Annotated in this window: 22 protein-coding genes; 13 read left to right on the top strand and 9 right to left on the bottom strand. The window is 68.4% G+C overall.

Annotated features, from left to right (window positions below):
- Positions 1 to 71: 71 nt before the first annotated feature.
- On the bottom strand, positions 72 to 992 hold the full coding sequence (locus ACTIFS_RS03085; RefSeq protein ID WP_439572577.1) for a LysR family transcriptional regulator: 921 nt from the start codon (positions 990 to 992) through the stop codon (positions 72 to 74).
- A gap of 304 nt (positions 993 to 1,296) precedes the next feature.
- On the opposite strand from ACTIFS_RS03085, the gene ACTIFS_RS03080 reads away from it, so the two are divergent.
- From ACTIFS_RS03080 to ACTIFS_RS03070, 3 genes are all read left to right on the top strand, one after another.
- Positions 1,297 to 2,745: an FAD-linked oxidase C-terminal domain-containing protein gene (locus ACTIFS_RS03080; protein WP_439572576.1), complete on the top strand. Its 1,449-nt coding sequence runs from the start codon at positions 1,297 to 1,299 to the stop codon at positions 2,743 to 2,745.
- A gap of 223 nt (positions 2,746 to 2,968) precedes the next feature.
- Positions 2,969 to 4,147 (top strand): FAD-binding protein, encoded by a 1,179-nt coding sequence (locus ACTIFS_RS03075; protein WP_439572575.1) that lies wholly within the window; start codon positions 2,969 to 2,971, stop codon positions 4,145 to 4,147.
- Positions 4,148 to 4,153: 6 nt separating this feature from the next.
- The gene (locus ACTIFS_RS03070; protein WP_439572574.1) at positions 4,154 to 5,560 is read left to right on the top strand and encodes a heterodisulfide reductase-related iron-sulfur binding cluster; all 1,407 of its coding nucleotides are present in this window, start codon (positions 4,154 to 4,156) and stop codon (positions 5,558 to 5,560) included.
- A 434-nt stretch (positions 5,561 to 5,994) separates the two neighbouring features.
- Here ACTIFS_RS03070 and ACTIFS_RS03065 read toward each other — a convergent pair whose 3' ends face one another.
- The gene (locus ACTIFS_RS03065; RefSeq protein ID WP_439572573.1) at positions 5,995 to 6,468 is read right to left on the bottom strand and encodes a MarR family winged helix-turn-helix transcriptional regulator; all 474 of its coding nucleotides are present in this window, start codon (positions 6,466 to 6,468) and stop codon (positions 5,995 to 5,997) included.
- A 156-nt stretch (positions 6,469 to 6,624) separates the two neighbouring features.
- Here ACTIFS_RS03065 and ACTIFS_RS03060 point away from each other — a divergent pair, with 156 nt between their 5' ends.
- Positions 6,625 to 7,047, top strand: coding sequence for an organic hydroperoxide resistance protein (locus ACTIFS_RS03060; protein WP_439572572.1), 423 nt, complete (start codon positions 6,625 to 6,627; stop codon positions 7,045 to 7,047).
- 107 nt (positions 7,048 to 7,154) lie between these two features.
- Here the strand turns inward: ACTIFS_RS03060 and ACTIFS_RS03055 are convergent, their stop codons facing one another.
- The 6 genes from ACTIFS_RS03055 to urtA form a co-directional block, all read right to left on the bottom strand.
- Positions 7,155 to 8,756, bottom strand: a complete 1,602-nt coding sequence (locus ACTIFS_RS03055) for a gamma-glutamyltransferase family protein (protein ID WP_439572571.1) — start codon at positions 8,754 to 8,756, stop codon at positions 7,155 to 7,157.
- A 109-nt stretch (positions 8,757 to 8,865) separates the two neighbouring features.
- Positions 8,866 to 9,561, bottom strand: coding sequence for an urea ABC transporter ATP-binding subunit UrtE (gene urtE, locus ACTIFS_RS03050; RefSeq protein ID WP_439572570.1), 696 nt, complete (start codon positions 9,559 to 9,561; stop codon positions 8,866 to 8,868).
- A gap of 125 nt (positions 9,562 to 9,686) precedes the next feature.
- Positions 9,687 to 10,511 (bottom strand): urea ABC transporter ATP-binding protein UrtD, encoded by an 825-nt coding sequence (gene urtD, locus ACTIFS_RS03045; RefSeq protein WP_439572569.1) that lies wholly within the window; start codon positions 10,509 to 10,511, stop codon positions 9,687 to 9,689.
- 20 nt (positions 10,512 to 10,531) lie between these two features.
- Positions 10,532 to 11,671 carry an urea ABC transporter permease subunit UrtC gene (gene urtC / locus ACTIFS_RS03040; protein WP_439573030.1) on the bottom strand — a complete coding sequence of 380 codons (1,140 nt, stop codon included), beginning with the start codon at positions 11,669 to 11,671 and terminating at the stop codon, positions 10,532 to 10,534.
- On the bottom strand, positions 11,671 to 13,296 hold the full coding sequence (gene urtB / locus ACTIFS_RS03035) for an urea ABC transporter permease subunit UrtB (RefSeq protein ID WP_439572568.1): 1,626 nt from the start codon (positions 13,294 to 13,296) through the stop codon (positions 11,671 to 11,673). Before urtB ends, urtC begins: the two co-directional genes overlap by 1 nt.
- Before the next feature lie 147 nt (positions 13,297 to 13,443).
- Entirely contained in the window at positions 13,444 to 14,736 is a 1,293-nt protein-coding gene (gene urtA, locus ACTIFS_RS03030; protein ID WP_439573029.1) for an urea ABC transporter substrate-binding protein, read from the bottom strand.
- Positions 14,737 to 15,079: 343 nt separating this feature from the next.
- Here urtA and ACTIFS_RS03025 point away from each other — a divergent pair, with 343 nt between their 5' ends.
- Positions 15,080 to 16,477 (top strand): AmpG family muropeptide MFS transporter, encoded by a 1,398-nt coding sequence (locus tag ACTIFS_RS03025; protein ID WP_439572567.1) that lies wholly within the window; start codon positions 15,080 to 15,082, stop codon positions 16,475 to 16,477.
- A 246-nt stretch (positions 16,478 to 16,723) separates the two neighbouring features.
- Here the strand turns inward: ACTIFS_RS03025 and hydA are convergent, their stop codons facing one another.
- On the bottom strand, positions 16,724 to 18,205 hold the full coding sequence (hydA, locus tag ACTIFS_RS03020) for a dihydropyrimidinase (RefSeq protein ID WP_439572566.1): 1,482 nt from the start codon (positions 18,203 to 18,205) through the stop codon (positions 16,724 to 16,726).
- Between the two features lie 71 nt (positions 18,206 to 18,276).
- On the opposite strand from hydA, the gene ACTIFS_RS03015 reads away from it, so the two are divergent.
- The 8 genes from ACTIFS_RS03015 (at position 18,277) to ACTIFS_RS02980 (ending at position 25,602) form a co-directional block, all read left to right on the top strand.
- Complete coding sequence (locus ACTIFS_RS03015) at positions 18,277 to 18,936, top strand: aspartate/glutamate racemase family protein (protein WP_439572565.1); 660 nt, start codon at positions 18,277 to 18,279, stop codon at positions 18,934 to 18,936.
- Positions 18,937 to 19,338: 402 nt separating this feature from the next.
- Entirely contained in the window at positions 19,339 to 19,890 is a 552-nt protein-coding gene (locus ACTIFS_RS03010; protein WP_439572564.1) for a glyoxalase superfamily protein, read from the top strand.
- An 85-nt stretch (positions 19,891 to 19,975) separates the two neighbouring features.
- Positions 19,976 to 21,079: a microcin C ABC transporter permease YejB gene (locus ACTIFS_RS03005; RefSeq protein ID WP_439572563.1), complete on the top strand. Its 1,104-nt coding sequence runs from the start codon at positions 19,976 to 19,978 to the stop codon at positions 21,077 to 21,079.
- Between the two features lie 3 nt (positions 21,080 to 21,082).
- A complete protein-coding gene (locus ACTIFS_RS03000; protein ID WP_439572562.1) occupies positions 21,083 to 22,264 on the top strand; it encodes an ABC transporter permease in 1,182 nt (393 codons plus the stop codon).
- Between the two features lie 20 nt (positions 22,265 to 22,284).
- On the top strand, positions 22,285 to 22,545 hold the full coding sequence (locus ACTIFS_RS02995; protein WP_439572561.1) for a hypothetical protein: 261 nt from the start codon (positions 22,285 to 22,287) through the stop codon (positions 22,543 to 22,545).
- Complete coding sequence (locus ACTIFS_RS02990; protein ID WP_439572560.1) at positions 22,545 to 23,006, top strand: type II toxin-antitoxin system VapC family toxin; 462 nt, start codon at positions 22,545 to 22,547, stop codon at positions 23,004 to 23,006. Before ACTIFS_RS02995 ends, ACTIFS_RS02990 begins: the two co-directional genes overlap by 1 nt.
- An 11-nt stretch (positions 23,007 to 23,017) precedes the next feature.
- Complete coding sequence (locus ACTIFS_RS02985; RefSeq protein ID WP_439572559.1) at positions 23,018 to 24,655, top strand: ABC transporter ATP-binding protein; 1,638 nt, start codon at positions 23,018 to 23,020, stop codon at positions 24,653 to 24,655.
- Positions 24,652 to 25,602 carry a 2-hydroxyacid dehydrogenase gene (locus ACTIFS_RS02980; protein WP_439572558.1) on the top strand — a complete coding sequence of 317 codons (951 nt, stop codon included), beginning with the start codon at positions 24,652 to 24,654 and terminating at the stop codon, positions 25,600 to 25,602. The genes ACTIFS_RS02985 and ACTIFS_RS02980 overlap by 4 nt, the downstream gene beginning before the upstream one ends.
- Positions 25,603 to 25,675: the final 73 nt, after the last annotated feature.

Raw genomic sequence — 25,675 nt, 5'->3', positions numbered from 1 at the left:
GCGAGCGAAGCGAGCCTCGAAGGACGCACGACAAGCATGCAGAACGCCGCTCAGGGCCTGACACCAAGCCTCTAGCCTTCCCGCGCGCCGAGGTCGAGCCCCTCGTCCCAATAGGGCACCGGACCGTAGAGGAGGGCCAGCCAGTCGACGAACAGGCGCACCTTCTGCGGCAGGAACCGGCGGGTGGGATAGACGGCATGGACGGCGACGCGGCGCGAGGCCCGCCAGTGCGGCAGCACCACCTCGAGCCGGCCATCCTTCAGCTCCGGCCCGACATCCCATGTGGAGCGCAGCGCGATGCCGATGCCGGCCAGCACCGCCTCGCGCACGACCTCCGAGGAATTGGTGCGCAGCGGCCCGTGCAGCCGCACCGTCTGCAGCCCGCCGGGACCCTCCAGCCGCCAGGTGTCGGCATTGTGCGCGAGCAGGACATGGGCGCCGAGATCGGCCAGCGTGTCGGGCCGGCCGCGGGCATCGAGATAGCCGGGGGTTGCCACCAGCAGCCGGTGGTTCGGCGCAAGGCGGCGGGCGACGAAGGAGGAATCGTCGAGCTCGCCGATGCGCACCGCCAGGTCGTAGCCCTCGCCGACGATGTCGACGAAGGAATCGGACAGTTCCAGGTGGACCACGAGGTCGGGATTGCGGTCGAGGAAGGCGTTGAGATGGGGGGCGATGTGCAGCCGGCCGAACGAGGTGGGCGCCGAGACGCGCAGCGTGCCGCGCGCAAGGTTGGAGCGGCGGGTGACGAAGGCCTCGGCCTCGTCGATGGAGGCGAGGATGGCGACCACGCGTTCGTAATAGCCCTGTCCCGCCTCGGTGAGCGCCAGCTGGCGGGTGGTGCGCTGCAGGAGGCGCGTGCCGAGCCGCTCCTCCAGCCGCTTGATGCGCTTGGAGATGACCGCCGGCGACAGGCCCATCTCGCGACCGGCCGCCGACATGGAGCCGGCGGTGACGACGCGCGCGAAGATGTCGAGATCGGCAAGGGGCGTCACGGATCGGGTTCCATCTTTTCCCGTGTGGAAACAATCCTGACGCCTTGCGGGCCATTCCGCCAGAGCCGTTCGGCGCTATAGTCTGACGTGTGGGCGCCTTCGGCTGCGAAGGGCCCCACCCGTACCCTCCCCGCTGCGCGGAGAGGGGGACTATCGCGTCGCGCGAGGACCGATCCCGTCGGGCCTGGCACAATGCCCGGAGAACCGACGGGCCGTCGAAGCCCCCCTCTCCGCGCAGCGGGGAGGGTACGGGTGGGGCCCTTGAAGCAGCTGGACCGTTTGGGCCTCATCAGGGGAGACCGACATGGCCATCGCCTTTCCGACGCCGCGGCCGGACGTGCTGGCGAAGCGCGAGGCGGTCGTCGCCGCCCTGAAGGCCATCGTGCCCGGCGAGGGCGTGATCACCGAGGAGAACGAGCGGCGCGCCTTCGAGACCGATGCGCTGACCTCCTATCGCCGCCTGCCCATGGTGGTGGTGCTGCCCCAGACCACGGAACAGGTCGCCGCCATTCTCGCATTCTGCAATTCCGAGGGCGTGCCGGTGGTGGCACGTGGCGCCGGCACCTCGCTGTGCGGCGGCTCGATCCCGCAGGAAGATGCCGTGGTGCTCGGCGTCTCCCGGATGAACCGCGTGCTGGACGTGAACTTTGCCGACCGGACCATGCGGGTCGAGGCCGGCATCACCAACCTCGCCATTTCCGGCGCGGTGGCCCATGAGGGCTTCTTCTATGCGCCCGATCCGTCCAGCCAACTCGCCTGCACCATTGCCGGCAATGTGGCGATGAATTCCGGCGGCGCGCATTGCCTGAAATACGGCGTTACCGCCAACAACATCCTCGGCCTGAAGCTGGTGACCGTGGAGGGCGACATCGTCGAGATCGGCGGCGGGGCGCTGGATGCCGCCGGCTATGACCTGATCGGGCTGATGGTCGGATCGGAAGGCCAACTCGGCGTTGTGACGGAAGTCACCGTGCGCATCCTTCGCGCGGCGGAGGGGGCGCGGCCCGTGCTGTTCGGCTTCTCGGAGATCGCCGCGGCCGGCCGCACGGTCGCCGACATCATCGGCGCCGGCATCATCCCGGTCGCCATCGAATATATGGACCGGGAGGCCATCCACATCTGCGAGGCCTTTGCCAAAGCCGGCTATCCGCTGGACGTGGAAGCCATGCTGATCATCGAGGTGGAGGGCTCCGAGGAGGAGATGGCCGCGACGCTGGCGCGCATCGTCGAGATCGCCCGGCGGCACGGCGTGGCGGTGGTCAAGGAATCGAAATCGGCTATGGAGACGGCGGCCATCTGGAAGGGCCGGAAATCCGCCTTCGGCGCGACGGGGCGCGTCGCCGACTATATCTGCATGGACGGCACGATCCCCACCGGCCGCCTGCCGGAGGTGCTGGAGGGCATCGACCGGATCGTCAAGGGCTATGGGCTGCGGGTCGCCAACGTGTTCCATGCCGGCGACGGCAATCTGCATCCGCTCGTCATGTTCAACGTCAACGACCCGGCCGAACAGGTGAAGGCCGAGCATGCCGGCGAGGACATCCTCAGGCTCTGCGTGGCTGTCGGCGGCTGCCTGACCGGCGAGCACGGCGTGGGCATCGAGAAGCGCGACCTGATGCGCGAGCAGTTCACGGATGTCGACCTCATCCAGCAGACGCGCATCAAGACCGCGCTCGATCCGAAATGGATCCTCAACCCGGCAAAGGTGTTCCCGCTGGACGCGCCGCGCGATGCGGGGCGGGAGGCCGCGTGATGGCGATCCGTCCGGATGACGCGGGGGCGCAAGGAAGGCCCCACCCGCACCCTCCCCTTCTCCCGCTGGTCGAAGGAGAGGGAGACTTCGACGTCGCGTCCCTCTTGCGCCCGTGGCGCCTGGCCCCACGTCCATCGGTTGGGCGGCCCGTAGAAGTCCCCCTCTCCTCGCGCCAGCGAGGGGAGGGTGCGGGTGGGGCCATCTTCCATCGATCGGCGGCGGCATGACCCTCCACACTCCCTCCACTCCCGCCGAACTGGCCAATGTCATCGCCGAAGCCCGCCGCGCCGGCACGCCGCTCGCAATCACCGGCGGCGGCACGCGCGCGGGCCTCGGCCGGCCGGTTCAGGCCGCCGCCACCGTCTCGACCGCGCGGCTTTCCGGCATCACGCTCTACGAGCCGGCCGAACTGGTGATCGCCGCAAAGGCCGGAACGCCGCTTGTCGAAGTGACGGACACGCTGGCGGCCAGGGGCCAGCGCCTGCCCTTCGAGCCGATGGACCATCGCCGGCTCTATGGCACCACCGGCGAGCCGACGGTCGGCGGTGTCGCCGCCGCCAATGTGTCCGGGCCGGCGCGCATCAATCTCGGCGCCGCGCGCGATTCGATGATCGGGCTGAAATTCGTCAACGGGCTGGCCGAGGACGTGACCTCCGGCGGTCGGGTGATGAAGAACGTCACCGGCCTCGATCTCGTCAAGACATTAGCCGGCTCGCATGGCACGCTCGCCGTGTTCCACGAGGTCTGCTTCAAGGTGCTCCCGGTGGCCGAGGGCGAGCGCACGCTGGTGGTGGCCGGCCTGTCGATCCCGCGCGCCGTCGAGGCCCTGTCGGCGGCGCTCGGCTCGCCCTTCGAGCCGACCGGTACGGCGCATGTGCCGGCGGGTGACGGCGAGCCGGCGCGCACGCTGATCCGCATCGAGGGCTTTGCCGCCTCGCTCGCCTATCGGACGGAGCGGCTCGCCGGCCTGCTCGCCCCCTTCGGGATGGCTGAGGCGATGGACGGCGCGGCCTCTCGGGTGCTGTGGGCCGACATCCGCGATGCAGCGATGTTTGCCGGCAGCGACGAAGCCGTCTGGCGCATCTCGGTGCCGCCCTCCGCCGCGCCGGACCTTGCCGCGACGCTGGCGCCGCTCGCGCCGCGCCTGCTGCTCGACTGGGGCGGCGGGCTCATCTCGGCGGGCGTCGCGGCGGCCGGCGATGCCGGCGCGGGGCTCGTCCACGAGGCGGCGAAGGCTGCCGGCGGCCATGCGACGCTGGTGCGCGCGCCGGACGCGGTGCGCCTTGCCGTCGATGTCTTCGCGCCGCTGCCGGCCCCGGTCATGGCGATGCAGGGCAAGCTCAAGGCCAGCTTCGATCCGGGGGGAATTCTCAACCCCGGCCGCATGTATGGGGGCATCTAGGACGCCATGCAGACCAATTTCACCCCCGCGCAGCTTGCCGATCCGGCCATGGCGGCATCGGAAAAGATCCTGCGCACCTGCGTGCATTGCGGCTTCTGCACGGCCACCTGCCCGACCTACCAGCTGCTCGGCGACGAGCTGGATAGCCCACGCGGGCGCATCTACCTGATCAAGGACATGTTCGAGACCGGCAAGCCGGCGACGCCCGAAGTGGTCAAGCATGTCGACCGCTGCCTGTCGTGCCTGTCCTGCATGACCACCTGCCCTTCAGGCGTCCACTACATGCATCTGGTCGACCATGCCCGCGCGCATATCGAACAGACTTATCGCCGGCCGCTGCCCGACCGGCTGATGCGCGGCGTGCTCGCCGCCATCCTGCCCTATCCCAACCGGTTCCGGCTGGCGCTGGCCGGCGGGTTTCTGGCGAGGAAAGCGCTGCGCCTCGCCTCGCTGCTGCGCTGGAAGGGCCGCGCGGCGGTGGCGGTTGCCCGCCATGGCACGGCCCCCGTCTCGGCCAGAACCGGCCTCTTCCGGCGCGCGCATGCCATGATTGAACTGGCGCCCCTCCGGTTGCCGTCCCGCTCGCATCTCGACCGTGGCGGCGTGCATCCGGCGCAAGGGTCAAGGCGCGGCCGGGTGGCGATCCTCAAGGGCTGCGCCCAGTCGGTGCTCGCGCCCTCGATCAACGAGGCCGCCGTGCGGCTGCTGACCCGCCTCGGGGTGGAGGTGGTGTTCGCCAAGGGCGAGGGCTGCTGCGGCGCGCTCGTCCATCACATGGGCAAGGAGAGCCAGAGCCACGCCCAGGCGAAGCGTGCCATCGACGCCTGGATCGCCGAGATGGACGGCGAGGGTCTCGACGCGGTGGTGATCACGGCGTCCGGCTGTGGCACCACCATCAAGGATTACGGCTTCATGTTCCGCGACGACCCGGCCTATGCGGACAAGGCCGCGCGGGTCTCGGCGATCGCGAAGGACGTGACGGAATATCTCGCGACCCTCGACCTGCCGCCGGCCCCCGAGGCGCGCGGGCTGACGGTGGCCTACCACTCGGCCTGTTCCATGCAGCACGGGCAGGGAATCAAGGACCTTCCGGTGAAGCTCCTGAAGGCCGCGGGCTTCACGGTGAAGGAGCCGGCCGAGGGGCATCTGTGCTGCGGCTCGGCCGGCGTCTACAACATCATGCAGCCGGAGATCGCCACGCGTCTGCGCGACCGCAAGATCGGCAATCTCGACCGCGCGAAGCCCGACCTGATCGCCGCCGGCAATATTGGCTGCATCACGCAGATCGCCGAGGGCTATGCCGGGAAGGACAGGCCCGTGCCCATCGTCCACACGGTGGAACTGATCGACTGGGTGCATGGCGGCCCGCTTCCGGAGGCGCTGGAGCGGGCGGGGTTCGCGAGCCGGGCGTAGGCGCGGGGTTGCAAGGTCCCCACCCTTACCCTCCCCGCTTCGCGGAGAGGGGGACTTGCACCGCGCGTCATGACATCGACCCCGATGCCTGGCTCGACCGGCGGTCAAGGGGCTGGCGGCCCGCTTCCCGAGGCGCTGGCGCGGGCGGGGTTCGGCAGCCGGGCATAGGCGCTGGTTGCAAGGGCCCCACCCTTACCCTCCCCGCTTCGCGGAGAGGGGGACTTTGGCCTCCCACCCCACTCGTTTGCGTCGTGCCAGGCCCGGCGGTGACCGGGAGGGTTGGACGTGGGCGCCCCCCCCCAGTGGTGGGGGTGGGGCCCGGCCCGGGCGGGGACGGGGGGGTTTGCCGGGGGACGCCCCCCCCGCGGCCCCGCGGGGAGGGTGAGGGTGGGGTCATTCGAGGCCTGACGTGCCGTGGCAGAACGACTGCCGGCTCAGGCCGCCTTGCCGGCCCCTTCCGCATAGGCGTCGAGCATGGCGGTCAGCGCCACCATCTCCTTGCGCAGGCGTTCGATCTCCCGTTCCGGCCGGCCGATGGCGCAGGCCATGGCGATCGGCACGACCTTCGCCTCCTCATGCAGGGCGCGGCCCCGCTCTGTCAGCGCGATGCGCACCGAGCGCTCGTCAGCCGGATCGCGCCGGCGCGTGACGAGGCCGGCGGCCTCCAGCCGCTTGAGCAGCGGGGTCAGCGTGCCGGAATCGAGGCCGAGCCGCTCGCCGATGGCCTTCACGCTGAGATCGTCGCTCTCCCACAGCACGAGCATGGCCAGATATTGCGGATAGGTGAGGCCGAGCCGGTCAAGATGCGGCTTGTAGGCGCGGCCGAAGGCATGGGCGGCCGAATAGACGGAGAAGCAGAGGAGGTCGGACAGGCGCAGGGTGTCGCGGCCGGGACGGGCGTCGCTCATGGGAATCTCCCGGGAAAGGTTGGTCTGAAGATAGGCGCAAAATTAAATTGTGCAAAATGGAATTGACAGTCCGCGCCCTGCCGCCTATTGATTGCGTGCAATTCAATTGCGTCATCACAGCGGCCGACGACGCCGGCCCGACAGCAGGAGAGCACGATGAAGATCCTCTACACCGCCAAGGGCTCGGCAACGGGTGGACGCACGGGCGCTGCGGCCAGCGATGACGGCCGCCTGTCGGTCACCCTCGACACGCCGAAGGAACTCGGTGGAGCGGGCGGTGCCGGCACCAACCCCGAGCAGATGTTCGCCGCCGGCTATTCGGCCTGCTTCCTCGGCGCGCTCAAGTTCGTCGCCGGCAAGGCCAAGGTCGCCCTGGCGCCCGAGACGAAGGTGACCGCCACGGTCGGCATCGGCCCGCGCGATGACGGCCAGGGCTTCGGCCTCGACGTGGCGCTGGAGGTGACCGCGCCGGGCGTCGACCGCGAGGTTGCGCAGAAGCTGGTCGAGCAGGCCCATATCGTCTGCCCCTATTCCAATGCCACGCGCGGCAATCTGGACGTCCGCCTGTCGGTCGCCTGACGCCTGACACAGGAGCACCCGCCGCGCCGCCATCGGCGCGCGGGACGTTCTGCGCGGACTAGAGACCCGCCGCGCCGCCATCGGCGCGCGGGGATGTTTTGCGCTGACTAGAGACCCGCCGCGCCGCCATCGGCGCGCGGGTCATGCGCCCCCGACAGCGAGCCGTCCGGATGCCAGACGGCGGCGCCGGCATGGCCCATCGTGTCCGACCAGCCGTCCTCGATCCGTTCGGCCTGGTGGCCCATGCGCTGGAGATCGGCGATCAGCCGCTCGTCGAAGCGGTTCTCGAAGCGCAGGCCCGTGAGGGCGGAACCCCAGGTGCGGCCGAGCAGCCAGCGCGGCGCGTCCAGCGCCTGTTCCAGCCCCTGACGATAGCGCAGGTGGCGCTCGAAGAATTGCGCCTGCGTCTGCGGCTGGCCATCGCCGCCCATCGTGCCATAGGCCATGACGCGCCGGTCGGCTGCGACGGCAAGCGCCGGGTTGAGCGTGTGGAACGGCCGCCGTCCGGGCTGCAGCGGGTTCACCGCCTTGGGATCGAGCACGAAGCTGGCGCCGCGGTTCTGCATCAGGAAGCCCGTGCGCGGCGAGACCATGCCGGAGCCGAATTCCCAGTAGATCGACTGGATATAGGAGACCACGCGGCCTTCGCTGTCGGCGGCGCCCATCCAGATCGTGTCGCCGCGGGCGGCCGGCTGCGGCCAGTCGAGCGCCCTCCCCCCGTCGATGGCCATGGCCTCGCGGGTCAGCGCCTGTTCGGTCAGGAAGGAGGCAGGGTCGGCCTTCAGCCGGTCGAAATCGGTGACGACGCGGTCGCGCACCATGAAGGCGCGCTTGGTCGCCTCGACGATGCGGTGGACGAAGGCGGGCGTATCCGGCCGCACCGATCCGTGCAGTGCCTCCAGCCTGTCGACGATGCCGAGGATCATCAGCGAGGCGAGACCCTGGGTCGGCGGCGGCATGTTGAAGACGCGGCCGAGCGAATGGTCGAGCACCAGCGGCGTGCGCTCCACCGCGTAATAGGCCTGCAGGTCGGCGCGGGTGACGGGCGAGCCGAACTCCTCGAGATCGGCGGCAAGCTCGCGGGCAATGTCGCCGCGATAGCAGTCCTGGAAGCCGGAGCGGGCGAGATGCTCCAGCGATTCGGCCAGCTTCGACTGGCGCAGCACGGCGCCCTCGGCGGGCGGCTTGCCGTCGACGAGGAAGGTCTCGGCAAAGCCCGGGCAATCCTTCAGCTCGAACAGCTTGTCGACGGTCAGGCGCGCCTGCGAGCGGGTGACGACATAGCCCTCGCGGGCCGCGCGGATCGCCGGCTCCAGCATGGCCGTGCGCGGCAGCTTGCCGCCCGCAGCCTTGGCCATGGCATTGGCCAGCCGCCAGCCGCCGATGGCGCCGGGCACGGTGAGGGCGGCCAGCGCCCCGCGCGTCGGGATCTCGTAATGGCCCTTGTCGAGATAGGCTTTCAGCGTCGCCCGTTCGCCGGCAAAGCCGCAGGCCTCGATGCCGTGGACGCGCCCGCCCGGCTCGTGGATCAGCCAGAAGCCGTCGCCGCCGACATGAGTCATGTGCGGATAGACCGCCGCGATGGTGGCGGCGGCAGCGATCATGGCCTCAATGGCATTGCCGCCCTCGGCCAGCATCTGGCGGCCGGCCTCGGCGGCGGCCCGATGCGGAGCGGCCACGACCCCGCGCGAAAAGGCGCCCTCAGTCATGGATGTCGGCCTTCCTGTCATTCACGGCGCCACCATAGTGGAGACGGATCGCGATCTGAACCTCGCAATCCGGATGAGCCGGTCTGACGCAGGCGGCGCTGCCAGGCCCTCAGATCGCCATGGAGCTGTGGAGTTGCTCGCGGGTCACCTCGCCCTTGCGGCCGGAGACCACCACGCGGCCGCGCTCAAGCACGGAGAAGCTGTCGCCCAGTTCCTCGGCGAAGTCGAGATATTGCTCGACCAGCACGATGGCGATGTCGCCCTTGCTGCGCAGATAGGTGATGGCCCGGCCGATATCCTTGATGATCGAGGGCTGGATGCCTTCGGTCGGCTCATCGAGCACGATGAGACGCGGCCGGGTGACCAGCGCCCGGCCGATGGCGAGCTGCTGCTGCTGGCCCCCCGAGAGGTCGCCGCCGCGCCGGCCGAGCATGTCCTTCAGCACCGGGAACAGCGAGAAGATGTCGTCGGGAATGGAGCGGTCGGCGCGCTTCAGCGGCGCAAATCCGGTCTCCAGGTTCTCCTTCACGGTCAGAAGCGGGAAGATCTCGCGGCCCTGCGGCACATAGGCGATGCCGCGGCGCGCCCGCTCGAAGGGCGGCATGCCGGTGATGTCGCGGCCCTCCCACAGGATCTCGCCGCCCGAAATGGGCTGGTGGCCGATGATGGCGCGCATCAGCGAGGACTTGCCGACGCCGTTGCGGCCGAGCACGCAGGTCACCTCGCCGGGCACCGCGTTGAGCGAGACCTCGCGCAGGGCCTGCGCCGCGCCGTAGTGCAGGTCGACGGATTTCACCTCAAGCATGGAGGGCTCCCTGAGAGGGCGAATGGCGAGGGGCGAATGGCATGAGGCGAACGGGGAGTGGTTGCGAGAATCGAAGGGCTTCGCGATCGCCAGCCGGGTTCCCATTCGCCATTCGCCACTCGCTCCTAGCGCCCAAGATAGACCTCGATCACCCGCTCGTCGGAACTCACCTGATCCAGCGACCCCTCGGCCAGAACCGAGCCCTCGTGCAGGCAGGTCACCTTCACCCCGAGGTCGCGGATGAAGCCCATGTCGTGCTCCACCACGATGACCGAATGGGTCTTCGCGATGTCCTTCAAGAGGTCGGCGGTGGCGGCGGTTTCCACGTCGGTCATGCCGGCGGCCGGCTCGTCGACCAGCAGCAGCTTGGGGTCCTGCGCCAGCAGCATGCCGATCTCCAGCCACTGCTTCTGCCCGTGGGAGAGTTCGGCGGCGAGGCGCGCGCGTTCGTCGCCGAGCCGGACGATGGCGAGAACCTCGTCGACGCGCGTGGCGACCTGCGCCGACTGGCGCTGGAACAGCGTGCCGAACACGGTGCGGTCGGCCTTCACCGCCATCATCACATTGTCCTCCACCGTGTGGCTCTCGAACACGGTGGGCTTCTGGAACTTGCGGCCGATGCCGAGATTGGCGATGGCGGTCTCGTCGAGCAGGGTGAGGTCCACCTGCCCGTCGAAGATGACATCGCCCGTGTCGGGCTTCGTCTTGCCGGTGATGATGTCCATCATGGTGGTCTTGCCGGCACCGTTCGGGCCGATGATGGCGCGCATCTCGCCCGGCTCGATGACCAGCGACAGGTTGTTGATGGCGCGGAAGCCGTCGAAGCTCACCGAGACGCCGTTCAGGTAGAGCAGCGACTGGGTGATCGCGCGCGGGCGCTCCAGAGCCTGCACCGGCTGGGCGGGACCCTGGCTGGCGGCAAGCTGGGCCTCGACGGGTTCGATCAGCATGGAAGCCTCATTCGGGGCGCTCATTCGGCAGGCTGGGCGGCCGCACCCGCCGGCGGCTTCGGCGCGCGGCGGCGGGACGCCCACCATTCGGTGAAGGTGCCGAGCACGCCCTTCGGCAGGAACAGGGTGACGAGCACGAACAGGGCGCCGAGCGCGAACAGCCATCCCTGCGGGAAGGCTACCGTGAACCAGCTCTTGGCAAGATTGACGATGCCGGCGCCGAGAGCTGCGCCCACCAGCGTGCCGCGCCCGCCAACCGCCACCCAGATGATGGTCTCGATGGAATTGGCGGGGGAGAACTCGCTCGGATTGATGATGCCGACCTGCGGCACGTAGAGCGCCCCGGCAATGCCGGCCATGACCGCCGAGACGGTCCAGACGAACAGCTTGTAGTTCTCCACCCGGTAGCCGAGGAACCGCGTGCGTGCCTCGGCATCGCGCACGGCGACGAGGATCTTGCCGGCCTTGGAGGTGACGATGGCGCGGGCGACCAGATAGCCGGTCATCAGCGCCAGCACCGACAGCGAGAACAGCACGGCGCGGGTGGTCTGGCTCTGGATGTTGAAGCCGAGGATGTCCTTGAAATCGGTCAGGCCATTGTTGCCGCCGAAGCCCATGTCATTGCGGAAGAAGGCGAGCATCAGCGCATAGGTCAGCGCCTGGGTGATGATCGACAGATAGACGCCGGTGACGCGCGAGCGGAAGGCGAACCAGCCGAACACGAAGGCCAGGATGCCCGGCACCAGGCAGACCATCAGCATGGCATAGGGGAAGGAGGAAAAGCCCCACCAGGTCAGCGGCAGGTCCTTCCAGCTGAGGAACACCATGAAGTCGGGCAGTTCGGGATGGGCATAGACGCCGCGCGGGCCGATCTGGCGCATCAGATACATGCCCATGGCATAGCCGCCGAGGGCGAAGAAGGCGCCGTGGCCGAGCGAGAGGATGCCGCAATAGCCCCAGACCAGATCCACCGCGATGGCGAGCAGGGCATAGGTCATGTACTTGCCCCAGAGCCCGACCGTCGTGTTGGAAACGTGGAAGGGCGAGTCGGGCGGCAGGGCGAGGTTGAGCACCGGCACCAGGATGGCGGCGAGCCCGAGCAGGACGAGAAAGACCCAGCCGGAGCGGTCGATGCGTTCGAACAGGAAGCGGGTCAGCATCATTCCACCGCCCGGCCCTTGAGGGCGAACAGGCCCCGCGGACGCTTCTGGATAAACAAGATGATGAAGACGAGCAGCAGGATCTTGCCGAGCACCGCCCCCGCATAGGGCTCGAGGAACTTGTTGGCGATGCCCAGCATGAGCGCGCCGACCAGCGTGCCCCACAGGTTGCCGACCCCGCCGAAGACCACGACCAGGAACGAGTCGATGATGTAGCCCTGGCCGAGATTGGGCGAGACATTGTCGATCTGGCTGAGCGCCACGCCGGCAAGGCCCGCGATCCCCGAGCCGAGGCCGAAGGTGAAGGCGTCGACCCAGTTGGTGCGGATGCCCATGGCGCCCGCCATGCGCCGGTTCTGAGTGACCGCGCGGGTCTGCAGGCCGAAGGAGGTGCGCTTGAGCACCACCAGCAGCGTGGCGAAGACCAGCCCGGCGAAGACGATGATGGCGAGCCGGTTGGCGGTCACCACGAAGGGACCGAGTTCGATCGAACCCGACATCCAGGAGGGGGTGCCAACCTCGCGGTTGGTGGCGCCGAACCAGGAGCGCACCGCCTGCTGCAGGATGAGGCTGATGCCCCAGGTGGCCAGCAGCGTCTCCAGCGGCCGCCCGTAGAGATGGCGGATGACGCCGCGCTCGATCAGCACGCCGATGGCCCCGGCGACGAGGAAGGCCAGCGGCAGCGCGATGAACAGCGAGGCGTCGAACAGGCCGGGCGCATGGGTGCGGATGACCTGCTGGACCACGAAGGTGGTGTAGGCGCCGATCATCACCATCTCGCCATGGGCCATGTTGATGACGCCCATGACGCCGAAGGTGATGGCAAGGCCGATGGCGGCGAGCAAGAGGACCGAGCCGAGCGAGATGCCGAACCAGACGTTCTGGCCGGCCTCGTAGAAGGCGAGCGTGCGGCGGATGGCGACCTGGGCGGTCTCGGCCGCCTCCTTCAGGGCCGGCGCGGTGTTGGCGGGCAGGGCACCGAGCAGGCCGAGCGCGTCCTGGTCGCCGCGGCGCTGGATGATGGCGACGGCGGCGATCCGGTCGGCTTCCGGCTGCGACGCGTCGATGATGACGATGGCCGCGCGGGCCTCCTCCATCAGGCGGCGCACGCGCTGGTCGGTTTCCTGGCCGATGGCGGTGGTGAGGGCTGCCAGCGCCTCGGTATCGCGCGACTTGAACACGGCATCCGCCGCGCTGGCCCGGCGGGCGGGATCGGGGTTCATCAGGCTGAGCGCGCCGATGGCCGCGGCGATGGCACGGCGGACGTTGTTGTTAAGGCGCACGGGGCGGGTGGCGCCGACCTCCGCCACGGGCTGCCCGGTCGCGGCGTCGACGAAGGCCCCTTCGGCCTCGCGGATGAACACGGCGCGATCGGCCTGGCGATAGACGAGGCGGCTGGTGCGCAGCGCCTCGATCACGGGCAGGGCGCGCGGCGAGCCGGAGGCGGCGAGCGTGGCCACCGCCTGGGCGATGTCGTTGAAGGTCTCGGTGGCGAAGCGCTGGACCAGCGCGGGATTGTCCTGGGCGGCGGTGGGGCTCTGTGCGAACGGCAGGGCGAGCAGGAACAGCGCGAGCGCCAGTCGGGCAAACAGGGCAATGGCCGGGCCCGCACCCTCCCTGCGCAAGCGAGGGGAGGGTGCGGGTGGGGCATGACAGGTAACGCCGCCAGGGAGTTCAGACCCTTGTTTCAAGCTCTGCCCTCTCGTCAGGCACTCGGGGGAGGATAAGGGCGCGCCGCGCGGGCGCGCCCCGGTCGTGTCAGGCGCCGGCGGCTAGCGTTGCGCGCCGCCGCAGCGTCCCGTGCGGACGTTGAAGTTGCCGCAGCGCATCGGCGGGCGATGGTCGGCGATCAGGTCGCGCGAGCCTTCCAGATGCGGCGACCATTCCTGGGCCACCACCGTGCCGGGCGTCTGCCAGACGGTGGAGAACTGGCCGTCCTCCTGGATCTCGCCGATCAGCACGGGCTTGGTGATGTGGTGGTTCGGCATCATGGTGGAGATGCCGCCGGAGAGGTTCGGCACGGCGATGCCGATCATGGCCTCGCGCACCTTGGTCGGATCGGTGGTGCCGGCCGCCTCGACCGCCTTTACCCACATGGCGAAGCCAATGACATGGGCCTCCATCGGGTCGTTGGTCACCGCGCGCTCGTTCTTCTTGAAGGCGCGCCAGCGGGCGATGAAATCGCGGTTGGCCGGATTGTCGACCGACTGGAAATAGTTCCAGGCGGCGAGATGGCCGACCAGCGGCTTGGTGTCGAAGCCGGCAAGCTCCTCCTCACCCACGGAGAAGGCGATGACCGGGATGTCGGTCGCCTTGACGCCCTGGTTGCCCAGTTCCTTGTAGAAGGGGACGTTGGCGTCGCCGTTGACCGTGGAGATCACCGCCGTCTTCACGCCGGCCGAGCCGAAGCGCTTGATGGCCGCGACGCGGGTCTGCCAGTCGGCATGGCCGAAGGGCGTGTAGTTGATCGAGATGTCCTCCGGCTTGATGCCCTTGGAGAGCAGGTAGGCCTCGAGGATGCGGTTGGTGGTGCGCGGATAGACGTAGTCGGTGCCTTCCAGAACGAAGCGCTTCACGCCCTCGGCGAGCAGGTAGTCGACGGCGGGGATCGCCTGCTGGTTCGGTGCGGCGCCGGTGTAGAAGATGTTCGGCGAGGATTCCTCGCCCTCGTACTGCACGGGATAGAACAGGATCGAGTTCAGCTCCTCGAAGACCGGCAGGACCGACTTGCGGGACACCGAGGTCCAGCAGCCGAAGGTCACCGCCACGCGGTGCTGGGTGATCAGTTCGCGCGCCTTCTCGGCGAAGAGCGGCCAGTTGGAGGCGGGGTCCACCACCACCGCCTCAAGCTTGCGACCCAGCAGGCCGCCACGCTTGTTCTGCTCCTCGATGAGCATGAGCATGACGTCCTTCAGGGTGGATTCGGAGATCGCCATCGTGCCCGACAGCGAATGCAGGATGCCGACCTTGATGGTTTCCTGCGCCTGTACGGGCTGGGCAAAGACGCCGGCCGCCGCGAGGGCGGCACCGGCGGCCAGGCCGAGCACTTTCGACTTGAGGTTCAACATGGAGTGTTCCCGTTTCTGGAGACCGCCGCCGTGAGCGGGGGTGCCTGCCCTCAGACAGCACGGGTGACTTCGCAACCGCCGTGCCAGTGCCGTTGCCGCCGGGCAATTGCTTGACTCTCTTCCGGAATCGGCAATCCCCCTGCCCAAAGGGAAGGTGCGGTTCCATCATTCGGCACGCTGCACCGCACAGCACATGCCTATTGTTTAGGCACGGGCGACTGCCTCATTATGCATCAGGCTCGTCTCCGGCCCGGCCGCGGTGTCGCCATGGACAGGCCTTCAGCCTTCATTAACCGTATCGGAGTCACCTGATCGGCGGCGCGATTTCCGGAGGGCACCCATGGCCGGCCAGACCACGACGGCGGTGCCGTCGGCCCCTGCCGCAGCGGCCGCACGGCCGGGCTGGCGCGAGGCGGCGGCCGTCTATCTGCGCCGCGACGTGCTCATCGTCCTGTTCCTCGGCTTTTCCGCCGGCCTGCCGCTGGCGCTGTCCGGCTCGACGCTGCTGGTCTGGATGGCCGAGAGCTCGGTCAACCTGACCACGATCGGCCTGTTCGCGCTGGTCGGCACGCCCTACACGATCAAGTTCCTGTGGGCGCCGGTGGTCGATGCGCTCGATATCCCGATCCTGTGCCGCCTGCTGGGGCGCCGGCGCGGCTGGCTGATCTTCTCGCAGCTGCTGCTGATGGCGGCGATCGTCTTCCTCGGCATCCAGAACCCCGACGTCTCGCCGGTGATGATCGCGGTCGGCGCCGTGCTGGTCGCGACCGCCTCGGCGACGCAGGACATCGTCATCGACGCCTATCGCGTGGAGAAGCTCGACACCTCCGAACAGGCCGCCGGCATGGGCTCCTATGTCGCCGCCTACCGTATCGGCATGCTCGTCTCGACCGCCGGCGCGCTGTTCATCGTCTCGTTCTTCGAGAAGGTGCAGGGCTTCGACAAGGCGACATCCTGGACGCTCAGCTATGTGGTGATGGCCGGGTTCGTCGGCGTCGGCATGGTGACGGCGCTGTTTGCCCGCGAACCCGCCCGCTCGGCCGAGGTCGCGGCGGCCCATGCGCAGGAAAACCCGCTGGCGCGCGTCTGGAAGGCGGCCATCGGCGCCTTTTCCGAGTTCCTGACCCGCGACATGGCCATGGCCATCCTCGCCTTCGTCATCCTGTTCAAGCTGTGCGACGCCTTTGTCGGCGCCATGACCGGGCCCTTCGTCATCCGCGGCATGGGCTATTCGCGCGAGGAATATGCCGCCATCGTCAAGGGACTGGGGCTGGCCGCAACCCTGACCGGCGGCATTGCCGGCGGCTTCGTCGCACGCGGCCTCGACCTCAGGACCAGCCTGTGGCTCGCGGCCTTCCTGCAGATGGGCTCGAACCTGGTCTTCGCGCTGCAGGCGGTGAGCGCGCCGAGCTATGGCATGCTCGCCTTCGTCATCGTCGCCGAGAACTTCACCGGCGCCATCGGCACGGTGATCTTCGTCGCCTACCTGTCCTCGCTCTGCCAGTCGCCGCTGCACACGGCCACGCAATATGCGCTGCTCTCGGCGCTGTCGGCGGTCGGGCGGACCTATATCTCGGCGCCGGCCGGCTGGGTGGCCGGCCAGACCGGCTGGTTCTGGTTCTTCGTCCTGTCCTGCCTGACAGCCATTCCCAGCCTGATCCTGCTCTGGTGGCTGCAGGCGCGCGGCCATTTCGCGACGCTGGAACGCCCGACGGGCAAGATCGCGGCGGACGACTGAGGAGACGGCCTGTCATGCCCGGCTCATGCAAGACCCGTCACCCCCGGCGAGACCCAAAGCGAGATGCGAACGCGTCTCGCCTTCGCTCGATGCTTGGAGGGCGAGGGAAGGGGGACCAGCTTTTCGCCTGGCGCGCTGCAGGCCCTGGATCCCCTTCCCCTCGCTTCGCTCGGCCGGGGATGACGTGCGTTCAAACAGGGCACGCTGACAGCGAGCCGGGCCGGCCGAAGCCCCTGATGGCCATTCTCACAGCAGCGTGGCGCCGAAATTGCGCTCCGGGTCCATGTCGGCGGTGAGGCGGCCGGTCGGCTCGGCCGCCCAGCCGCCGGTGCGCTTCAGCCAGCGGCCGGAGCCCGGCTTCCCCTTGAGCGCGCCGCCCGCCACCACCTCCTCGCCGCGCACGAGCACGGTGTCCGGCCAGCCGGTGACGGTGCGGCCGGCATAGGGGGTGTAGCCGGTGAGATCGTGCATCAGCGCGTCGGTGATCGTCACCTTGCGTGCCGGGTCCCAGATGGCGATGTCGGCATCGAAGCCCGGCGCGATCTGGCCCTTGCCGGGCAGGTTGTACAGCGAGGCCGGGCGGGTGGCGGTGAGGTCGACGAAGGCTTCCAGCCCGCGACCGGAAAATTCCGGCCGGCCCTGCGAGACCATCGCGTCGAACAGCAGCGGCAGGCGCGCCTCCAGCCCGGGCAGGCCGCTGGCAACCTGCTTGAAGGTGGGGTTCGGCCCGGCCGACAGCTTGCCGGTCTCGTCGAAGCGGTAGGGCGCGTGATCGGAGGTGACGGTCTGCAGGTCGCCGAGCGCCAGCGCCCGCCAGAGCGCGTCCTGATCCTCCTTCTCGCGCGGCGGCGGCGAGAACACCCATTTGGCACCCTCGATGCCCGGCCGGTCGAGGTCGTGCCTGGTCATGAACAGATATTGCGGGCAGGTCTCGGCAAAGACCTTCAGCCCCTGCGCGCGCGCATCGCGAACGACCTGCGCGCCCTCGGCGGTGGAGACGTGGAAGATCATGATCGGCTGGTCGATCAGCGCGGCGAGCGCGATCAGCCGCTGGAAGGCCTCTGCCTCCGAGCCGCGCGGATGGCTGATGGCGTGGTATTTCGGCGCGACATAGCCCTTCTCGACCAGGCGCTTGCCCATCCAGGAGATCATGCCGTGGTTCTCGGCATGGACGCAGATCAGCGCCCGGTTCTGGCGGGCGGCCAGCATGACATCGAGCAGCGGCTCGTCATCGACCTTGATCAGGTCGTAGGTCATGAAAATCTTGACCGAGGCATGGCCCTCCCCGATCAGTTCGGGCAGGTCCTGCCTGACGGTCTTTTCGTCCGGATTGGCGACGATCAGGTGGAAGGCATAGTCGATGAGCGCGCCGCGCGCGGCCAGCGCGCTGTAGTCGTCAACCACCTTGCGCAGATCCTTGCCGCGATGCTGGGCGGCAAAGGAGATCACCGTGGTGTTGCCGCCAAAGGCCGCCGAGGTGGTGGCGCTCTCGAAGGTGTCGGCATTCAGCAGGCCGCCGGCCGAGACCTGCTCGATATGGGTGTGGCTGTCGATGCCGCCGGGCAGGACCAGCTTGCCCGTCGCATCGATCTCGCGGGTCCCGGTGCCAAGCCCCTGCCCCACGGCGGCGACCTTGCCGCCCGTGATCGCGACATCGGCGGCATAGGCGGCCGTGGCGGTCCCGACGGTTCCACCGCGGATGACGAGGTCGAAGGGCGTGGCTGGCATGTCGGTCTCCGGCTGGACGGGATCAGGGTCGGCGCGGACAATAGAACTCCCTTGGCACCCGGCGGAACACCATGGCGCGCAGACCCCGTATCCTCGTCATCAACCCCAATTCCAACGAGGCCGTGACCGAAGGCCTGCGGCAGGCGGTGCGACCGCTCGCTTTCGCGGAAGGTCCGGAGATCGTCTGCGAGACGCTGTCCGACGGCCCCTTCGGCATCGAGACGCAGGAGCATGTCGAAAGCGTCACCCTGCCGCTGCGCCGCCGGGTGGAGGCGGCCAATGACGCGGACGCCTTCGTGATCGCCTGCTATTCGGACCCCGGCCTGCATGTGGCGCGCGAGGGCACCAGCCGCCCGGTCTTCGGCATCGCCGAATCCGGGGTGCTGTCCGCGCTCGCCCGTGCCGACCGGTTCGGGGTCATCGCCATCAAGTCGCGCTCGATCCCGCGCCATATCCGCTATCTCCGGCAGATGGGGCTGATGGACCGGCTTGCCGGCGAGCGGGCGCTGGAAATGTCGGTGGCCGAGACCGCCTCGGGCGACAGGACGCTGGACCGCATGATCGCGATCGGGCGCGAGCTGAAGGAACTGGACGGCGCCGGCGCCATCGTCATGGGCTGCGCCGGCATGGCGCGGCACAGGAAGCCGCTGGAGGAGGCCCTCGGCATCCCGGTGATCGACCCGACGCAGGCGGCGGTGACCATGGCGATCGGCACGATCCAGGTGGGGTGAGCGGGGGTCCTGCATGGCAGGCCCTGCGTCCTTCGAGGCTCGCCTTTCAGGTTTGCACCTCAGGATGAGGAGGAAGGGTGACCTGCATTGATGGCAGCCGCTCGGTTACGCACCCTGCTCGGGTGATGCCATTCACACACCTCCTCATCCTGAGGTGCGAGCGAAGCGAGCCTCGAAGGACGCATGCGGGTGATGCAGGCAGAGGCTGTTGCCCGCGGCAGCGGCCGCTTGCTAGACATCGGATCAAGGCTGATACGGCCTGCCGCCCGCGCCCCCACAAGGGGTCCGGTGAACGTATCGATAGCGGAACGCTCATCACCGATCCCCTCCGTGGACAGGCGAAGCGTCAGCAATGCGGGCCCTGATCGGAATGTCGCCTGAACCGATGAAGGATCGGCGCCCATGCGTTCGTTTCACAATGCCAAGACCATGGCCAGGACCCTGCGCGAGGAGCTGGCCGCCCAGTCCCTCGACATCAGCCATTCCCAGGCCCTCGAACTGGTCGCCCACATGTTCGGCTTTGCCGACTGGAACACCCATGCGGCACGGATCGCCGCAGGGGAGGCGGAGGTGGACAGGTCGGCCGGTCTTCACTTCAAGCCGGCGATCCCGATCATCCGCTCCTTCGACGAGGCCAAGGCGCGCGAGTTCTATCTCGATTTCCTCGGATTTGCCGTCGACTGGGAGCACCGGTTCCATCCCGGCGCGCCGCTTTACATGCAGATCTCGCGCGGCGACCTCCTGATCCACCTGTCCGAACACCATGGGGATGCCAGTCCCGGCGCCAACTGCTTCTGCCGGGTCGTCGGCATCGAGGCCTTCCATGCCGAACTGATCGCGAAGAATTACAAGAACAACCGGCCGGGGCTGGAACGGCAGGACTGGGGGCTGGAAGTGACCGTTCACGACCCCTTCGGCAACCGCATCCGCTTCTGCGAACAGCAGCATACCTGAGACAGGCGGCGGATTCCGGCCCGCCGTCATTCCGCCGCGGCATGCGCCTATTGACGCCCTCGTCCTGCGGCCCGAGTCTGGCACCATGCTGACCTACATCGTTCGCCGTGTCCTCCTGATGGTGCCGACCCTCATCGGCATCATGCTGGTCTCCTTCCTGGTGATCCAGTTCGCCCCCGGCGGACCGGTCGAGCGGGTGATCGCCCAGCTCACCGGCAACGACGTCTCGGCCACCCAGCGCATCTCCGGGGGCGGCGCGGATTCGGCGAGCGCCGCGGCGGCGGGGGCGGCGGAGGCGGCCTCCTCGCGCTATCGCGGGGCGCAGGGGCTCGACCCGCAGTTCATCGCCCAGCTCGAAAAGCAGTTCGGCTTCGACAAGCCGGCCCACGAGCGCTTCCTGCTCATGCTGTGGAACTATGCGCGGTTCGACTTCGGCAAGAGCTATTTCCGCGACGTCTCGGTCATCCAGCTGATCATCGAGAAGCTGCCGGTGTCGATCTCGCTCGGTCTGTGGCTGACCGTCATCACCTATCTCATCTCGATCCCGCTCGGCATCCGCAAGGCGATCTCGGACGGCTCGCGCTTCGACGTGTGGACCTCGGCGGTGATCATCGTCGGCTATGCCATTCCCGGCTTCCTGTTCGCCATCCTGCTCATCGTGCTGTTCGCCGGCGGCTCCTTCCTCGACTGGTTCCCGCTGCGCGGCCTGTGGTCGGACAACTGGGCGCAGATGTCCCTGTGGCAGAAGGCGGTCGACTATGTCTGGCACCTGACCCTGCCGCTCACCGCCATGGCTCTGGGCGCATTCGCCACCATGACGCTGCTGACCAAGAACTCGTTCCTCGACGAGATCCGCAAGCAATATGTGATGACCGCGCGCGCCAAGGGCCTGGACGACGGCCAGGTGCTCTATGGCCATGTCTTCCGCAATGCCATGCTGATCATCATCGCGGGCTTTCCCGGCGCCTTCGTCAGCGCCTTCTTCACGGGCTCGCTGCTGATCGAGACCATCTTCTCGCTCGACGGGCTCGGGCTGCTCGGCTTCGAGAGCGTGCTGAACCGCGACTATCCGGTGGTCTTCGCCACCTTGTTCATCTTCTCGCTGGTGGGACTGGTGGTGAACCTGATCTCCGACCTCCTCTACACCTGGGTCGATCCGCGCATCGACTTCGAGGCGCGGGAGGTCTGAGCCATGGATGCGCGCACCGAACCCGGAACCACAGCCCTGCAGGCGCCTGCACCGGCGAAACGCCCCTGGCTGACGCCGATCAACCAGCGTCGGCTGGCCAATTTCCGCGCCAACCGCCGTGGCTTCTGGAGCCTGCGGCTGTTCATGGTGCTGTTCGTGGTGACGCTGTTCGCCGAGGTCATCGCCAATGACCGGCCGATCATGCTGCGGATCGAGGGCCAGACCTTCTATCCGATCCTGTTCGACTATTCGGAACAGGCGCTTGGCGGCGAGTTCGAGACGCCGGCCGACTACAAGGATGCCTTCCTGCTCGACCATTTCGAGGCGAAGAAGGCGTTCATGATCTGGCCGCTGATCCGGCACAACTTCTCCTCCACGGTGAAGGATCCGCTGACGCCGTTTCCGAGCCCGCCGACCTGGCGGCTGCGCGCCCAGCTTCCCGATTGCGCGGCGGCCGAGGCCCAGCCGCGCAGCCAGCGGCCGCCGGGATCGAGCTATTGCTCGCTCGGCAACTGGAACTGGCTCGGCACCGACGACCAGGGCCGCGATGTCGTGGCGCGCGTCATCTACGGCTTCCGCATCTCCGTGCTGTTCGGGCTGACCCTGACGCTGATCTCCTCGGTGATCGGGGTGACGGCCGGCGCCGTGCAGGGCTATTTCGGCGGCTGGACCGATCTCCTGTTCCAGCGCTTCATCGAGATCTGGACGGCCATCCCCTCGCTCTATCTGCTGCTCATCATCTCGTCGGTGCTGGCCCCCAGCTTCTTCGTGCTGCTCGGCATCCTGCTGCTGTTCTCCTGGGTGTCGCTGGTCGGCGTGGTGCGCGCGGAATTCCTGCGCGCGCGCAACTTCGAGTATGTCAACGCGGCACGGGCGCTCGGCGTCAGTTCGCGCACCATCATGATCCGCCACCTGCTGCCCAATGCCATGGTGGCCACCATCACCTTCCTGCCCTTCATCCTGTCGGGCAGCGTGATGACGCTGACCGCCCTCGACTTCCTCGGATTCGGCCTGCCGGTCGGCTCGCCCTCGCTCGGGGAAATGCTCCAGCAGGGCAAGTCGAACCTGCAGGCGCCGTGGCTGGGGCTCACCGCCTTCTGCACCATCGCCATCATGCTCTCGCTGCTGATCTTCATTGGAGAGGGGGTGCGCGATGCCTTCGACCCGCGAAAGACCTTCTCGTGAAAGGATGGTAGGTTCCGGTCATGAACGAGATCGTCAAGCCGCACTATCCGGTCAGCCGGCTTCCCGAGGATTTGCGGCGCGACATCGGCCCGGCGACCCATGTCACGCTGCGGATCGAGACCGAGGCCCCCGGCCGGCGGCCGACCCTCGAGGAGATGCGCGGCCGCGTGGCAGCCCAGCCGGGCTTCAGGCCCTACAACACGGCCGAGGAGGCCGTCGACGTGGTGCGCTGGGTCCGCGATGCGGAAGGCGCCCCGCCGCCCCGGTGGTCGCGCCGCTGATGGCCACGCGGTTCTACTGCGACGCCAATGTGTTCATCATGGCCGTCGAGGGTCGGGCAGGACATATCGGCCTGTCCGCAGAGCTGATGACCGCCGCCATGGACGAGCGCTGCACCCTGGTCACCAGCCTTCTTACTCTGGGTGAGGTGATGGTGGTCCCGCTGCGGTTCAACGAGGGGGAGACCCTTGCCTCCTACCGCGATCTTCTGGGTGGCAGCTATCCGGGGATCCTGGTCCGGCCGGTCGATGCCGCGACGCTGGGCGAGGCGGCTGCGCTTCGCGCGCGCCACCCAAGGCTCAAGCTGCCCGACGCCATTCATCTGGCAACGGCCCAGCTGAATCGCATCGACTGGTTCGTCACCAACGATGTCCGGATGACGCGCGACAGCGGCCTCAGGACTGCAACGCCCTTCGACCCGCCGCTCGAGGCGGCCCTTGCCAGGCTGCCGCCGGTGGGATGACAGGCCAGACCATGACCGCACCCGACACGCCCCTCCTCTCGGTTCAGGACCTGTCCGTCGCCTTCCGGCAGGCCGGACGGGAAACGCTGGCCGTCGACCGGATCTCGTTCGAGCTCGGGCGCGGCGAGACCGTCGCGCTGGTCGGCGAGTCGGGCTCGGGCAAGTCGGTCTCGGCCCTGTCGGTGCTCAGGCTCCTGCCCTATCCGGCCGCATACCACCCCTCGGGCCGCATCCTGTTCAAGGGGCAGGACCTGATGGCCGCCGACGAGAAGGCGATGCGGGCCGTGCGCGGCAACGACATCACCATCGTGTTCCAGGAGCCGATGACCTCGCTCAACCCGCTGCACACGGTCGGCCAGCAGGTGGCGGAGGTGCTGAAGCTGCACCGCGGCATGAGCGAGGCGGCAGCGCGCGAGCGGGCGATCGAGCTGCTCTCCAAGGTGGGCATTCCCGACCCGGCGAGCCGGCTGGAGAGCTATCCGCACCAGCTCTCCGGCGGCCAGCGCCAGCGCGTGATGATCGCCATGTCGCTTGCCAACGAGCCCGACCTGCTGATCGCCGACGAGCCGACCACCGCGCTCGACGTGACCGTGCAGGCGCAGATCCTGGCGCTGCTGAAGGACCTGCAGCGCGAGACCGGCATGGCGATCCTGTTCATCACCCACGACCTCGGCATCGTGCGCAAGCTGGCCGACCGGGTCTGCGTGATGCGCTATGGCAAGATCGTCGAGCAGGGGCCGGTCCGCGACATTTTCGAGCGACCCCAGCATCCCTATACCCGCGACCTGATGGCCGCCGAACCGACGCCGGCCGAGCGGCCGGACAGTTCCGGCGCGTCGGTGGTGATGGAGACGGACAATCTGAAGGTCTGGTTCCCGATCAAGCGGGGCCTGCTGCGCCGCACGGTCGGCCATGTGAAGGCGGTGGACGGCATCTCGCTGAAGGTGAGGCGGGGCAGCACGCTCGGCATTGTCGGCGAGTCGGGCTCGGGCAAGACGACGCTCGGCCTCGCCCTGCTCCGGCTGATCTCGTCCGACGGGCCGATCGTCTTCATGGGCAGCGCCATCCAGGGCCTCGGCTTCAAGGCCATGCGGCCGAACCGGCGGCACATGCAGGTGGTCTTCCAGGACCCCTACGGCTCCCTGTCGCCGCGCATGTCGGTGGCCGAGATCGTCGCCGAGGGCCTGCTCGTCCACCATCCGAAGCTGAGCGCGGAGGAGCGCGACCGCAAAGTGGTGGCGGCCCTCGGCGATGTCGGCATCGACCCGGAGACGCGGCACCGCTATCCGCACGAGTTTTCCGGCGGACAGCGCCAGCGCGTCGCGATCGCGCGCGCCATGGTGCTGGAGCCGGCCTTCGTGCTGCTGGACGAGCCGACCTCGGCGCTGGACCGCATCGTGCAGGCCCAGATCGTCGACCTGCTGCGCGACCTGCAGGCCCGCCGCAACCTGACCTACCTGTTCATCTCGCACGACCTGAAGGTGGTCGCGGCCCTGTCCGACGACATCATCGTCATGAAGGACGGCAAGGTGGTGGAGACGGGTGCAGCCGCGGAGGTTTTCAAGACGCCGCGCAACGACTACACGAAGGCCCTGTTCGCCGCCGCCTTCGACCTTGAATCCACCGCCTACGGAAGTGCCATACCGTGAACACGCTGCTGCTCGGCATCGGCGCCTGGGACCCGGAGCCCTGGCGCGAACGTTTCCGCAACGTCCTGCCCGGCTGGGACATCGTGCTGCATACCGAGCCCTATGACCGGCGCGCGGTGACCTATGCGGCCGCCTGGAAGCAGCCGGAGGGCACCTTTTCCGGCCTGCCGCATCTCGAGGCGATCTTCTCGCTGGGTGCCGGCGTCGACCACCTGTTCAAGGACAAGCGGCTGCCCGAGGGCGTGCCGGTTGTCCGTGTCGTCGATCCGGACCTGACCACCCGCATGTCGGAATATGTGGTGATGCACTGCCTGATGGCGCTGAGAAGGGTGCGCGTCTACGACGGCTTCCAGCGCGAGCGGAAATGGATCGACCTGCGCGACCAGCCGCAGGCGAGCGACATCCGCGTCGGCCTGCTCGGCATGGGCGTGCTCGGTCAGGATGCCGCCGGCAAGCTGAAGGCCATGGGCTTTCCGGTCGCCGGATGGAGCCGGAGGCCGAAGCAGGTGGACGGCGTGACCGTGCATCACGGGGCCGAGGGGCTCGATGCCATCGTCAGCGCCTCGGACATCCTCGTTGCCATGATGCCGCTGACCCCCGACACGGCGGGCATCCTCAATGCCGGGCTGTTCGCAAGGATGCCAAAGGCGGAGGCGATCGGCGGCCCGGTTCTCGTCAATGTCGGCCGCGGCGGGCTGCAGGTGGAGGCCGACATCCTGGCCGCGCTCGAGGCGGGCACGCTCGGCGCCGCTGTCCTCGACGTGTTCGAGACCGAACCGCTGCCGGAGGACAGCCCGCTGTGGAGCCATCCGAACGTGACGGTGACGCCGCACAACTCGGCCATCTCCTCGCCGCCGGCCATTGCCGCCTATATCGCGCGGCAGATTGCGGCGCACGCGGCCGTAGGGTCGCTTGAGAACATCGTCGATCCGCAGCACGGCTATTGAGGCCGCCTGACGCTGGGTCATTGGTATTCGGCAGCTAGACCTCTGGCATTACAGTCTTTTCCGGACAGGGCGG

The sequence above is a fragment of the Phreatobacter sp. genome (assembly GCF_051860605.1).
GTDB lineage: Bacteria > Pseudomonadota > Alphaproteobacteria > Rhizobiales > Phreatobacteraceae > Phreatobacter.
Note: the sequence above shows the minus strand (reverse complement) of the source record. Positions and strands in the feature narration are given on the sequence as shown.